Annotated in this window: 10 protein-coding genes; 7 read left to right on the forward strand and 3 right to left on the reverse strand. The window is 68.4% G+C overall.

The genetic code is table 11. The features are described 5' to 3' along the window. Positions 1–127 precede the first annotated feature (127 nt). Positions 128–382 (reverse strand): hypothetical protein, encoded by a 255-nt coding sequence (locus tag AB3X10_RS13310; RefSeq protein WP_145700321.1) that lies wholly within the window; start codon positions 380–382, stop codon positions 128–130. Between the two features lie 166 nt (positions 383–548). Between AB3X10_RS13310 and parE the strand changes: the two genes are divergently transcribed. From parE to AB3X10_RS13335, 5 genes are all read left to right on the forward strand, one after another. Next, positions 549–2,438, forward strand: coding sequence for a DNA topoisomerase IV subunit B (gene parE, locus AB3X10_RS13315; protein ID WP_369975543.1), 1,890 nt, complete (start codon positions 549–551; stop codon positions 2,436–2,438). A gap of 793 nt (positions 2,439–3,231) precedes the next feature. Continuing rightward, positions 3,232–4,170 carry a hypothetical protein gene (locus AB3X10_RS13320; protein ID WP_369975545.1) on the forward strand — a complete coding sequence of 313 codons (939 nt, stop codon included), beginning with the start codon at positions 3,232–3,234 and terminating at the stop codon, positions 4,168–4,170. 50 nt (positions 4,171–4,220) lie between these two features. Beyond that, the gene (locus AB3X10_RS13325; protein ID WP_369975546.1) at positions 4,221–5,798 is read left to right on the forward strand and encodes a hypothetical protein; all 1,578 of its coding nucleotides are present in this window, start codon (positions 4,221–4,223) and stop codon (positions 5,796–5,798) included. An 89-nt stretch (positions 5,799–5,887) separates the two neighbouring features. Further along, positions 5,888–7,420: a hypothetical protein gene (locus AB3X10_RS13330; protein WP_369975547.1), complete on the forward strand. Its 1,533-nt coding sequence runs from the start codon at positions 5,888–5,890 to the stop codon at positions 7,418–7,420. A 113-nt stretch (positions 7,421–7,533) separates the two neighbouring features. Further along, positions 7,534–9,084 (forward strand): S10 family peptidase, encoded by a 1,551-nt coding sequence (locus tag AB3X10_RS13335; protein WP_369975548.1) that lies wholly within the window; start codon positions 7,534–7,536, stop codon positions 9,082–9,084. Between the two features lie 456 nt (positions 9,085–9,540). On the opposite strand, the gene AB3X10_RS13340 is transcribed toward AB3X10_RS13335, so the two are convergent. Together AB3X10_RS13340 and AB3X10_RS13345 are read right to left on the reverse strand one after the other, a co-directional pair. Further along, positions 9,541–10,662, reverse strand: coding sequence for an inorganic phosphate transporter (locus AB3X10_RS13340; RefSeq protein WP_369975549.1), 1,122 nt, complete (start codon positions 10,660–10,662; stop codon positions 9,541–9,543). Between the two features lie 97 nt (positions 10,663–10,759). After that, positions 10,760–11,386, reverse strand: a complete 627-nt coding sequence (locus AB3X10_RS13345; RefSeq protein ID WP_145700335.1) for a DUF47 domain-containing protein — start codon at positions 11,384–11,386, stop codon at positions 10,760–10,762. 249 nt (positions 11,387–11,635) lie between these two features. Between AB3X10_RS13345 and AB3X10_RS13350 the strand changes: the two genes are divergently transcribed. Together AB3X10_RS13350 and AB3X10_RS13355 are read left to right on the forward strand one after the other, a co-directional pair. Further along, entirely contained in the window at positions 11,636–12,979 is a 1,344-nt protein-coding gene (locus AB3X10_RS13350) for a hemolysin family protein (RefSeq protein WP_369975550.1), read from the forward strand. Next, positions 12,963–13,613, forward strand: coding sequence for an exopolysaccharide biosynthesis protein (locus AB3X10_RS13355; RefSeq protein ID WP_369975551.1), 651 nt, complete (start codon positions 12,963–12,965; stop codon positions 13,611–13,613). Before AB3X10_RS13350 ends, AB3X10_RS13355 begins: the two co-directional genes overlap by 17 nt. Positions 13,614–13,725 lie beyond the last annotated feature (112 nt).

Raw genomic sequence — 13,725 nt, forward strand, 5'->3', positions numbered from 1 at the left:
GCCTCCCGGAAAGCCATAGTTTAACGGGTGAAGCCGATTTGCCCAAGCGCTTTCGGAGCGATCGACCGCACAAACGAAGACGCCCCGGCGGCAGCCGGGGCGTCGCAGAGAGAAACGGGGCGCGCGCTCAGGGCTTGCGCGCTTCCTCTTCTTCCTCTTTCTTCGGCGCGGCCGCGTCCTTGCCGGCCTTGTGCTCGGCGGCCGCGGCCGCGCGGCGCTTGGCCTTGGCGTCGGCCTCGGCCTTCTCCTTCGCGACCTGCGCCTCGTAGGCGGCCGCGCCGGAAGCGGCCGGATCGGCGCTCTGCGCCTGGGCCATCGCGACCGGGATGGCCACCGCGGCGGCGACCAGCGCGGCCAGGGTCAACAGCTTGCGAACGTTCATGGCGTACTCCTGTGTGAGGCTGCAACGACAATGGGGATGCCGTCGCGGTTTTTCCAGTGCAAGGCTAGCGCACCGCCCCGGCACCGGCCCTGAACACCGGCGACGTGCAAAAAGCCGCCGCAGACCGCACACTTCCGGATCTGCTTCGCGCCACCTGTTGAGACGCATGAATACCCGCTACAACGCCGCCGACATCGAAGTTCTCTCTGGCCTGGACCCGGTCAAGCGCCGGCCCGGCATGTACACCGACACCGCACGCCCCAACCACCTGGCGCAGGAAGTCATCGACAACGCCGTCGACGAGGCGCTGGCCGGCCACGCCCGGCACATCGAGGTGACCCTCTACAAGGACGGCAGCTGCGAGGTGGCCGACGACGGCCGCGGCATGCCGGTGGACATCCATCCGGAAGAGAAGATCTCCGGCGTCGAACTGATCCTGACCCGGCTGCATGCCGGCGGCAAGTTCAACGACCGCAACTACACCTTCAGCGGCGGCCTGCACGGCGTCGGCGTCAGCGTGGTCAATGCGCTGTCGAAGAAGGTGGAGCTGTTCATCAAGCGAGACGGCAACGAATACCGGATGGAATTCGGCGACGGCTTCCCCGCCTCGAAGCTGGAGATCGTCGGCAGCGTCGGCAAGAAGAACACCGGCACGCGGCTGCGCTTCTGGGCCGACCCGAAGTATTTCGACACGCCCAAGTTCGCGGTGCGCGCGCTGCGCCACCTGCTGCGCGCCAAGGCGGTGCTGTGTCCCGGCCTGACCGTGAAGCTGCACGACGAGGCCACCGGCGAACAGGACACCTGGTACTTCGAGGACGGCCTGCGCGACTACCTGAAGGGCGAGCTGGCCGAGCGCGAGCTGCTGCCGGCGGACCTGTTCGTCGGCAACCTGAAGAAGGACCGCGAGATCGTGGACTGGGCGGTGGCCTGGGTCGCCGACGGCGAGCTGGTGCAGGAAAGCTACGTCAACCTGATCCCGACCGCGCAGCACGGCACCCACGTCAACGGCCTGCGCAGCGGCTTCACCGACGCGCTGCGCGAGTTCTGCGACTTCCGCAACCTGCTGCCACGCGGGGTCAAGCTGGCGCCGGAAGACGTGTGGGACCGCGTCACCTTCGTGCTGTCGCTGAAGATGACCGATCCGCAGTTCAGCGGCCAGACCAAGGAACGCCTGTCCTCGCGCCAGGCCGCCGGCTTCATCGAAGGCGCCGCGCACGACGCCTTCAGCCTGTGGCTGAACCAGAACGTGGAAACCGGCACGCGCATCGCGCAGATCGCGATCGACCGCGCCAGCGCGCGGCTGAAGACCGAAAAGCAGATCACCCGCAAGAAGGTCACCTCCGGCCCGGCCCTGCCCGGCAAGCTGGCCGACTGCATCAGCCAGGACCTGTCGCGCACCGAGCTGTTCCTGGTGGAGGGCGACTCGGCCGGCGGCAGCGCCAAGCAGGCGCGCGACAAGGACTTCCAGGCGATCCTGCCGCTGCGCGGCAAGATCCTCAACACCTGGGAAGTGGCCTCCGGCAGCGTGCTGGCCTCCGAGGAAGTGCACAACCTGGCGATCGCGATCGGCTGCGATCCGGGCAAGGACGACATCACCGGGCTGCGCTACGGCAAGGTGGTGATCCTGGCCGACGCCGACTCCGACGGCCTGCACATCGCCACCCTGCTGACCGCGCTGTTCCTGCGCCACTTCCCGGCGCTGGTCAAGGCCGGCCACGTGTTCGTGGCGATGCCGCCGCTGTTCCGCGTGGACGTGGGCAAGCAGGTGTTCTACGCGCTGGACGAGGAAGAGAAGCGCTCGCTGCTGGAGAAGATCGCGCGCGAGAAGCTCAAGGGCCAGCTCAGCGTGACCCGCTTCAAGGGCCTGGGCGAAATGAACCCGCAGCAGCTGCGCGAATCGACCATCCACCCGGACACGCGGCGGCTGGTGCAGCTGACCGTGGACGAAGGCGACGAGACCCGCTCGCTGATGGACATGCTGCTGGCCAAGAAGCGCGCCGGCGACCGCAAGCAGTGGCTGGAGACCAAGGGCGACCTGGCGTCGCTGGAGGTCTGAGGGGCTGGGATTGGGGATTGGGGATTCGGGATTGGTGTGGCGGCGGCACGACCTTCCCGTGCAAGCGCGCGGCATCCTGCAGATGCCGCGTCAGCTGCGACAAGCGAAGCGGGTCGCCTCGCCATGCCGCGAAAGCGGCGGGACTGAAGACCTTGCCATAAATTCCCAGCCAGCTGCGCGCAAGCCCCTGCAGGAGCGGCTTCAGTCGCGACGAACGAAGCAGGCTACCTCCCCGTGCCGCGAAAACGTCGGCATTGAAGTTCTTCCCCAGGTTCCTCAGCCGACTGCGCGCAAGCACCTGTGGGAGCGACTTCAGCCGCGACGAACGAAGCAGGCCATCTCGCCATGCCGCGAAAACGTCGGCACTGAAGTCCCTCCCCAAGTTCCCCAGCCAGCTGCGCGCAAGCCCCTGCAGGAGCGACTTCAGTCGCGACGAACGAAGCAGGCCACCTCCCCGTGCCGCGAAAACGTCGGCATTGAAGTTCTTCCCCAGGTTCCTCAGCCAACTGCGCGCAAGCACCTGTGGGAGCGACTTCAGTCGCGACGAACGAAGCAAGCCACAGCGCAGTGCCGCAAACGCGCCGGGACTGAAGTCCCTCCTGCAAGTTCGCCCGCGCGCATTACGTCATCGCCCTGACATAGCGGCCACCTCGGGTGCCGCATGCATGCGCCAGCGTGCCCGCAAAAAATGCCGCGCACGCTGTCCGGTTTTCCTCGCAACCGGCGTTGTTGATTGGAGTAGCCCGCATTGCGCCGGCTGCTCCAGGAATCAACCACGAAAAGGAATCCACATATGAGCGACAGCTCCGATACTCCGGCGTTCGACGATCTCGACCAGCTCGACGCCCTGCTCACCGACACCCGCGCCAACGACACCCGCACCGTCTCCGACATCGACGAGGCGCGCAACGTCATCGGCACCTTCCGCGACGGCGACGGTACCAGTTCATGGAATGGACTGGACCGCACCGAAGTGGCCGATCGCCTGCTCGATCTGGTCAACAACCCACGCCTGTTCCGCCAGGGCGCCTTGAACCTGTGCGGTCCGGCGGCGCTGCTGCTGATGTGGGCCAGCCGCGATCCGCTGGGGTTCGCCAATTTCGCCACCACGCTGTACGACAACGGCAGCGCCGACCTCGGCGATCTTTCCATCCAGCCCAAGGACACCTTGCTGGCGCAGGACTACGGCAGCCTGAGCACCGGCACCTTCGGCGCCGACTGGATGCTGCTCAGCGCGATCCGCAACACCGACCAGCCGTTCTGGCAAAGAAGCTGGGTCGGCGATCCGGAGCAGACCCTGGCCGGCCTGACCAGGCCGGAAGAACTGGCCGGCTGGCTGCGCGCCACCGGCATCTACGCGCAGGTCAGCGACGAAGGCAACTGGGCCTCCCCGGCCGGCATCCCGCACGCCACCGGCATCGAGTTCCGCGAAGGCCGGGACGTGGCGCTGCTGATCCACAGCAACCTGCTGCACGCAGCGCGCAGCAGCGACAGCCCGATCGACAGCCAGTTCCTGCTCGACCTGTTCCCCAACCACTACGTGGTCGGCCTCAACAACATCACCGTGGCGGTGATGGACGGTCCGCAGAACGGCGACGGCACGCTCAAGTTCCACAAGGACGACGTGCTGCTGTCGATCTGGTCGTGGGGCGAGAACAGCTTCGACCTGGCGATCCCGCAGCAGGACTTCATCGACAACTATTACGGCGCGGTCATCGCCGATCTTCCGTAACCAGCAGGGCGGCGGGAACGCCGCCCACCATCAACGCAAGGAGCACTTTCATGGCACTCGTCACTCCGGACGTCATGCTCAACTCGGTCATGGGCAAGGTCTACAACGTCCTCACCAACGGCGACGACACCGTCCCCAAGTCGGAAGACAATTTCTTCAGCTGGGCCACGCCCGGCATCCCGCTGCAGCCCGAAGACGTGCGCTTCATGAAGCAGGGCCTCACCGGCGTGGTGCGCAAGGCCGCGCTGGACGAGATGCGCAGCACCCAGCCCGACGGCACCACCACCACGCCGGAACTGACCCCGTCGCAGCTGGAAGCGCTGAAGGGCAGCGATGCGGCGCAGTTGCTGAAGCAGGCCGAGGATTTCTCGCGCCTGGTCGACTTCGTGCCGGACCTGGCCGCCACCGTCAACAACCAGTTCTCCGCGCTGAGCGTGATGAACAACGAAGGCACCCTGTCCGACCGCTACGAGTACATCCTGCGCATGAGCCAGGTCATGCACAACGAGCTGCCGGACGATCTCAAGAAGAAGATCGAGAAGTTCCGCGGCCTGCTGCAGACCACCACCACCAAGAAGAACCTGATCGACGACAGCGAGACCCAGGTCACCGAACCCAGCCCGCTGGTCAAGGCCTACAACGAGAAGATGGTCGACTACATGAGCGCGGCGCTGGAGTACAACAGCCAGCGCATCGACGGCCTGGCCGCGGCCGACCAGCGCGCGGTGCAGAACTGGGCGATCAACGCCAACATCCTGCGCAACAAGGTCAAGGCGGCGATGTCGGACTGGGTCTCCAACGGCTACAAGAACGACTACGAGCAGATCGCCGCGTTCATCGACCAGGTCATGCAGCGCGACATGGCCCTGCTCAAGCAGCAGTACCGCGACGACCTGGAAAAGGCGCGGCTGACCAGCCTGGTGTCCGGCAGCGACTTCTTCTACAGCTCGGTGGTGCCGGGCAACTTCATGGACAACGCCGGCTGGACCGAATTCGGCTTCAGCTCCTCCGACTACAACAGCTCGAGCAACTCCAGTTACGCGATGCGCCGTTCCAGCACCAGCGCCGCCGGCGGCTTCCTGGGCATCTTCGGCGGCGGCGGCCGGGTCAGCAACGCCAGCGGCGAGAGCCAGTCGCACGTGCAGTTCGATTCGGAGCACTTCAGCATGAAGTTCAGCATCGCGCAGATGCCGATCGTGCGGCCCTGGTTCAAGACCGCGTTCCTGATGAGCAAGAGCTGGCGCATGGACCAGAACAATCCCGAGGCCAAGGGCCAGTTCGCCTCCGACGGCGCCACCCCGGCCAAGGGCCTGCTGCCGGCCTACCCGACCTCGCTGATCCTGGTCCGCGACCTGACCCTGTGCTTCGCCAAGTCCTCCGGCTTCAGCGACATGGCCGAGTCCTGGCAGCGCTCCTCCGCCAGCGGCGGCGGCGTGTTCTCGTTCGGCCCGTTCCACCTGGGCGGTTCGCACGGGCGCAGCTCGGCCAGCGGCGAACGCTCCAGCCAGGCGCACTACGACCGCGAAAGCCAGACGATGCGGGTCGACGGCACCCAGATCATCGGCTTCAAGTGCCATGTGTTCCCGAAGTCGCCGGATCCGCTGCCCAGCATCACCGACTGGATCTGAGCGGCGCCGCGGCACGACGGCAGGCGGCTGCGCGCCGCCTGCCGTCCGCGCGCGCGCCTGATGCTTCCCCTTTCAAGGAACCGCCTGCAATGGACGCAGCCGCCCAACTGGCCCTGATGGCCAAAGCCGAACACGTGTTCGGCAGCGACGACAGCGAACTCAGCTTCCCGGTCACGCCGCTGGCGTTCGCGCCCGCCGCGCTGGACCTGCTCGGCGACGGCGCGATGGATCGCCTGATCGAATTCTCGCTGCTGGCCAACCGCATTCCCGACGGCCCCGCCTGGAACGGCGACGCCCAGACCCTGCTGTGGGACGTCTACGCGCAGGTGCTGCGCGAGGCCGAGTTCGCCCAATCCACCCGCACCGCGCAGGAGGAGGCCGACTACCAGGCCGCCTGTGCGGTGCTGTACCGGCAGGACGAGGAAGGCCGGCGCCTGCCGAGCGATGCCGCGCTCGCCTACCGCAGCTATCGCGACCGCTACCTGCTGCTGCAACAGGACTACCTGGCGCAGCAGGCCACCGCCGTCGCCGGCAGCGCCGCGCAGATGCAGGCCTGGCACGACCTGCAGCAGCCCGCGCTGCAGCGCGGGCTCGACGGCGCGCTGGCCGACTGGGTCGCGCTGGGCTACCGCGACGCGGTCGAGCAGGCGCAGGCGCAGGTCGGCGGGCTCGGCGCGAAATCGCCGTGGCAGACGCTCAGCGAATGGAAGGGACGCTGCAATCCGGACATGGACACCCTGACCCGCGCCAGCGACCAGTTGCAGGTCTATCCGACCAGCTATGCGCCCAGCAACGCGCTGGACGAGGGTTCCTGGCGGCGCTTCGAGCTCAGCGGCGCGGAGATCGAGGCCGCGCTGGCCGAGGCGCCGGCCGAGCTGCGCGCACGGCTGGGGGCCGGCGGCGATTCCGGCATCGCCTCGCTGCGCTTCGAGTTCAGCTCGGCCGCGCTGATCCGGCCCTGGTTCAGCGCCGACGCCTTCACCGCGCGTTTCTGGCGCTTCGCCGATGCCTCGCGGCAGCTCAGCGACGGCCAGTCGCCCGCGCACGGCCCGTGCACCGCGTATCCGGTGGCGGTGGTGTTCGCCCGCGACATCCAGGTGCAGCGCAAGCCGTCCGCAGCGGCGCCGACCGCGGCCGGCCCGGCGCTGGGCTTCGACCCCGGCCTGCTGCGGCAGCTGCGCCTGACCCCGACGCTGATCGCGCGGCCGGGACTGCGGCCGCCGCTGCGCGTGCCGGCGGGGCCGATCGGCATCCGCCAGCGGCCCGGCTTGGCCGTGGCCGAGCGCAGCGCGCCGATCGCCACGGCGCCGATCGCCAGCGCGGCGCTGCGCATGCCGCCGCGCAACATCGCCGCGCCGACGCTGCGCCCGCGCATCGCGATCGGCCGGCCGACGCCGACGCCGACCACGATTGCGCCCGTGGCCGCACAGGCGACGCTGCGGCGCCTGCGCCTGGATGCCTATGCGCGCGACCTCAGCGTGGCCGAGGTCGCCCCCACCCCGGCAGCGCCGGCGACGACGGCTGCGCCCGCGGCACCGCGCGACGACAGCATCTATATCCTGGCCTTCATCTGCCGCCCGCTGCCGCGCTGCCCGGATCCGGACCCGGCGCTGGCCTGGTAGGACGCCGCGGCGGCGGAGGCGACGATCCAGGCAATGCGCGCAGGCCATCGGGATCGCGCCCCGCGCCGACCATGCCTTTGTGCACATCCGCGCGCGCCGCGGCGCGGCCTAGCATGCCGGCTTCCCTTCTGCCGAGCGCCCTCCCCGTGCCGAACCTGTCCAAGCCGCTGCTGGCCGCGCTGTTGCTGGCCGTCCTGCCGATCTCCGCCGCACTGGCCGCCGATGCCGACAGCGCCGACAAGGCGGACAAACCCGACAAGGCCGACAGCGCCGAGCAGGCCAGGCCGGCCGCGCTGCCGGCCGATGCGAAGGTGCGCCAGGTCACCCGCGTCGACGGCAAGTCGCTCAGCTACACCGCCACGGTCGGCACCCTGCCGGTCAAGGACGCGCAGGGCAAGACCGTCGCCGACGTGGTGTTCACCGCCTACACCGTGGACGGCAAGGACCGCCCGGTCACCTTCGCCCTCAACGGCGGCCCCGGCGCCGCCTCGGTGTACCTCAACCTGGGCGCGATCGGGCCGAAGGTGGTCACCTTCGGCAGCGAGGGCGACAGCGCCTCGGCGCCGGCGACGCTGCGCGACAACCCCGGCACCTGGCTGGACTTCACCGACCTGGTGTTCATCGACCCGGTCGGCACCGGCTTCAGCCGTTCGCGGGTCGCCGACGAGCAGGCCAAGAAGCTGTTCTACAACCCGCAGGCCGACATCGAATACCTGTCGCGCACGATCTACGACTGGCTGCTGAAGAACCAGCGCCTGCAGTCGCGCAAGTACCTGGTCGGCGAGAGCTACGGCGGCTTCCGCGGCCCGCGCATCACCCATTACCTGCAGACCCAGCTGGGCGTGGCGATGAACGGCGTGGTGCTGGTCTCGCCGTACCTCAACCCGACCCTGGACGACAACGGCGACGTGTCGCCGCTGGCGTGGATGCTGACCCTGCCCTCGATCGCCGCCGCGCACCTGGAGCGCGAGCAGCGGCTGACCCCGGAGGCGATGCGCCAGGTGATCGACTACACCCGCGGCGACTACGTCACCGCGCTGCTGCGCGGGCGCTCGGACCCGGCCGGCAGCGAACGCATGATCCAGCAGGTGGCGGCGATGACCGGGCTGGACCCGGTGTACGTGCGCCGCGCCGGCGGCCGCCTGGAGACCCAGGCCTACCTGCGCGAGGTGTTCCGCGACAAGGGCCAGTTGGGCAGCCGCTACGACTCCAACGTGACCGCGTTCGACCCGTTCCCGAACGCGCCCGAGCAGCGCGCCAACGACCCGCTGCTGGACAGCATCATCGCCCCGACCACCACCGCGATGGTGGATTTCGTGACCCGCGTGGTCGGCTGGAAGGTGGATGCGCGCTACCAGGCGCTGAACTACGACGTGAACAAGCTGTGGGACTGGAACGACGAACTGCGCAAGGGTTCGGTGACCGACCTGCGCCAGGCGGTGGCGATCGATCCCAAGCTGCGGGTGCTGATCGTGCACGGCTGGAACGACCTGTCGTGCCCGTTCATGGGTTCGGTGCTGACCGTGGACCAGATGCCGGTGATGGGCAGCGACCCGACCCGGGTGCAGGTCAGGAACTATCCGGGCGGGCACATGTTCTACAACCGCGCCGACAGCCAGCACGCGCTGCGCGGGGATGTGATGGCGCTGTATCGGGCCAACTAGCCGGGATTCGGCATTGGGGATTCGGGATTGGCAACAGCGGGGTGCGGCGCACGCCAGACCCGCTTCTACGAATCCCCAATCCCGAATTCCCAATCCCCGCCCGTCATGTTCTACCACCGCGCCGACAGCCTGCGCGCGCTGCTCGGGGATGTGCTGGCGCTGTATCGGGCCAATTAGCCGGGATTCGGCATTGGGGATTCGGGATTGGCAACAGCGGGGTTCGGCGCACGCCAGACCCGCTTCTACGAATCCCCAATCCCGAATTCCCAATCCCCGCCCGTCATGTTCTACCACCGCGCCGACAGCCAGCGCGCGCTGCGCGGGGATGTGATCGCGCTGTATCGGGCCAATTAGCCGGGATTCGGCATTGGGGATTCGGGATTGGCAACAGCGGGCTCGGCGCGCGCCAGACCCGCTTCTACGAATCCCCAATCCCGACTCCCCAATCCCCGCCCGTCACGTCCACCCGAACAGCGCAAACAATCGGAAAATCAAATACGCCACGCCGGCCGCGGCCGGGATGGTCAGGATCCAGGCCCAGACGATGCGCTCGATCACGCCGAAGCGCAGCGAGCGCGGGTTCTTGGCGAAGCCCACGCCCATGATCGCGGTGGAGATGCTGTGGGTGGTGGACACCGGCATGCCGAAGTGCGCGGCCAGGGTCAGGATCGTCGCCGAGCTGGTTTCCGCGGCGAAACCGTGGATCGGGTGCAGCTTGACCATCTTGTGGCCCAGGGTCTTGATGATCTTCCAGCCGCCGGAGGCGGTGCCGGCGGCCATCACCACCGCGCAGGTCAGCACGATCCAGGTGGCGATGCCCTGGCCCTGGCTGGCCGCCGGGTGCAGGAACGCCAGCCAGGCCGGCAGGTCGTCCAGCGCGCCGGTGCTCTGCGCGCCGATCAGGGTCATGGCGATGATGCCCATGGTCTTCTGCGCGTCGTTGTGGCCGTGCGCATAGCCCATGTACGCGGCCGAGGCGATCTGCGCCTTGCCGAAGAAGGCGTTGACCCAGCGCGGCCGCGCCAGCCGCCCGATGCGCCCACCGAGCCCGGCCATGCCGGCGATGATAGCCCACAGCAGCAGCATCACCGCGATGCCGAGCAGGAAGCCGGCGATCGGCGAGGTGATCATCGGCACGAACACCTTCCACAGCAGGCCCTTGTTCTTGGCCCAGTCGCCGACGTTCTGCGACCAGATCAGCGCGCCCCAGTTGTTGTGCGCGGCCGCCAGGCCGGCGCCGCACAGGCCGCCGATCAAGGCGTGCGAGGACGAGGACGGCAGGCCCTTCCACCAGGTGATCAGGTTCCAGACGATGCCGCCGAGCAGCGCGCACAGGATCACCTGCGGGGTGACCGCCACCACGTCGGTGTTGAGCAGGCCCGAGGCGATGGTCATCGCCACCGCGGTGCCGGTCAGCGCGCCGACCAGGTTCATGCCGGCGGCCAGGATCACCGCCCAGCCGGGGCTGAGCACCTTGGTCGCGACCACGGTGGCGATGGAGTTGGCGGTGTCGTGGAAGCCGTTGATGAACTCGAACACCAGCGCGGCCAGGATCACGATCAGGACCAGCGTCAGCATCGTGGGTTCCTCGCGCCGGCGGCAGTGCCGCAGGCGGACGTCGCGGCGGCGGGCATGGCGGCGCGGCCGCGCATGCAGCGGATCCGGACCGTGCCCATTACGAGTTCTTCAGCACGATCTGGTAGACCACCACGCCGGCCTCGCGGCAGCGGTCGATGGCCTTCTCCAGGATCTCGAAGAACTCCTTGAGCAGGAACATCTGCAGGTTGTCCAGGCGCCCGGAGTAGATGTCGCGGTACAGCTCCAGCATCAGCCGGTCGGCCTCGTTCTCCAGCGAGCGCAGCTTGTCGTTGAGCGCGCTCATCCGGTCCAGGTGCATGTTGTGCAGGTCGTGGACCATCTCCACCACCACCGCCGCGGCCTGCTCCAGCATCGCCGCGCGCGGGGCGAAATCGATGTGCTCCAGGTGCTGCACCGCCAGCGAATAGCGGTCGGCGAACTTCTCCACCTGCTTGGGGATCTTGTACAGCGCCGAGCCCAGCGCCTCGATGTCCTCGCGCTCGATCGGGGTCATGAAGCTGTCGACCAGCGCCTGCCCGATCTTGTCGGCGGCGGCGCGCTCGCGCAGCCGCGCCAGCTTGAAGGCGTCCAGCGCCGGCTGCCGATCCGACTCGCGCATCATCGAATGCAGCGCCTTGGTGCTGTCGTAGGCGGCCTGCGCCGCCTCGTCGAGCAGGGTGTAGAACTGCTTGCCGGAACCGAAGATGGTCTGCAACGAGAACATGAAGCGCAATCCCGCCGTCGCGGGAGGGACGGCACCGGGGCGGAATTATGACCGTTTGCTGACAAAACGGGTTAATCCGGCGACCGGCGGCGGCGCCGGGCGCGGCGTGGACGCGGCCGCCGCCCGGGTTTGCTACCATGCAGCCGCGCCGTCGCTCGGCGCACCCTATGGACGACCACCCTAGCCCCCCTCCCCCGCGCCGCCCAGGCGCCCATGTCCCCGCTTCCCTTGCCGCCAGGGAGCGCGCGCATGCTTGAACTGTTGATCGTGGTAGCCCTGGTGCTGCTGAACGGCTTCTTCGCGATGTCCGAGATGTCGCTGATGACCTCGCGCAAGAGCCGCCTGAAGCAGATGGCGCAATCCAGCACGCGCGCGGCCAAGGCGCTGGCGCTGGCCGAGAACCCGGAAAACTTCCTGTCCACGGTGCAGATCGGCATCACCGCGATCGGCATCCTGACCGGCGTGTTCGGCGGCGATGCGATCGGCGAGGCGATCGCGATCAAGCTGCAGGCGTGGTTCCCGGCGCTGTCGGCCAGCTTTTCCCTGATCGGCCAGCCGCAGCCCTGGTCGGCGCTGATCGGCAAGACCCTGGCGATCGTACTGATCACCTTCCTGACGCTGATCTTCGGCGAACTGGTGCCCAAGCGCCTGGCGCTGACCCGCTCGGAGGTCATCGCCGGCTTCGTCGCGATGCCGATGGGCTGGCTGGCCCGGATCGCCGCCCCGGGCGTGTGGGTGCTGTCGCACTCGACCCGGCTGGTGCTGCGCATCCTCGGCCTGGGCAACGAGCAATCGGCGTCGGTGACCGAAGAGGAGATCCGCATGCTGGTGGCCGAGAGCCACGAGGCCGGCGTGATCGACAGCCACGAGCGCGACATGATGAACCGGGTCATGCGCCTGGGCGACCGCACCGCCGACAGCCTGATGACCCCGCGCAACCGCATCGCCTGGCTCGACGCCAATGCCGAGCCGGAACGCAACTTCCAGGCGATGCGCGAGCACGAGTTCTCGCGCTATCCGGTGTACCGCGGCAGCGACCAGGACATCGCCGGCGTGCTCGAGGTGAAATCGCTGGTCACGCGCATGGACGGCAACGCCACCCAGCTGTTCCAGAGCCTGCGCGAGACCCTGTTCGTCTCCGAATCCACCCATGCGATGAAGCTGCTGGAGATCTTCCGCGAGGAACAGCAGTCGATGGCGCTGGTGGTGGACGAATACGGCGAGATCCAGGGCCTGGTCACGATCAGCGACCTGATGGGCGCGGTGGTCGGGCGCCTGCAGTCGGTGGACAACGCCGACGAGGACGCGCTGGTGGTGACCCGCGCCGACGGCTCGCTGCTGATCGACGGCTCGCTGGCGATCGAGGACCTGCGCGAGCTGCTCGGCGGCGCCGAACTGCCCAACGCCGAGGAAGGCGACTACAACACCCTGGCCGGCCTGTGCATCTACTACTTCGGCCGCATCCCGCACGCCGGCGAGTTCTTCGACTGGGCCGGCTGGCGCATCGAGATCGTCGACCTGGACGGCGCGCGCGTGGACAAGCTGCTGCTGAGCAAGCTGCAGGACGAGAACAGCGATGACATCATCGGGTGACGCGCCCGACGCGGACCCCGGCCATGGCTACAGCGCCGAAGGCATCCGCACCCTGCTCGACACCTTCCTGCTCGGCGATCCGGACGAACAGCTGCGCCTGCGGCTGATCCTGGCCGACCTGCAGCACAGCGCGTTCGGCGTGTTCCTGTTCGTGGCGATCCTGCCGGCGTTCCTGCCGGTGCCGGGCCTGGCCGGCGGGATCAGCGGGCCATTGGTGACGCTGATCGGCGCGCAGATGCTGATCGGCCTGCGCAAGCCCTGGCTGCCGCGCTTCATCGGCGAACGCGGCCCGCGCCGGCGCACCATGCAGCGCTTCGTGCGCCGCATCGCGCCGTGGCTGCGGCGGCTGGACAAGCTGCTCAAGCCGCGCCTGCCGGCGCTGGTCGAGACGCTGCCGGCACGCGCGTTCAGCGGCCTGCTGCTGGTGGTGCTGGGGATCCTGCTGTCGCTGCCGATCCCGTTCACCAACTACGCCTTCGGCGCGATGCTGCTGCTGTTCTCGCTGGCCCTGCTGGAACGCGACGGCGGCCTGATGCTGGTCTCGTGGCTGGGCGGCATCGCGGTGGCGGTGGGACTGGGCCTGGCCTCGGACCAGGTGGTGGACCTGAGCCGCGAGTGGATGCACAAGCTGTAGCCGCGGGCGCGCCGTAACCCCAGGCGCCCGCGGGGCGCTACGCCAGCGGCCGCAACCGCTGACGCGGGCTGCGGCAGTCTTCCAGGCTCGGGCAATGCCCGCATGTCGGCGC

Source organism: Xanthomonas sp. DAR 80977, assembly GCF_041240605.1.
Lineage (GTDB): Bacteria > Pseudomonadota > Gammaproteobacteria > Xanthomonadales > Xanthomonadaceae > Xanthomonas_A > Xanthomonas_A bundabergensis.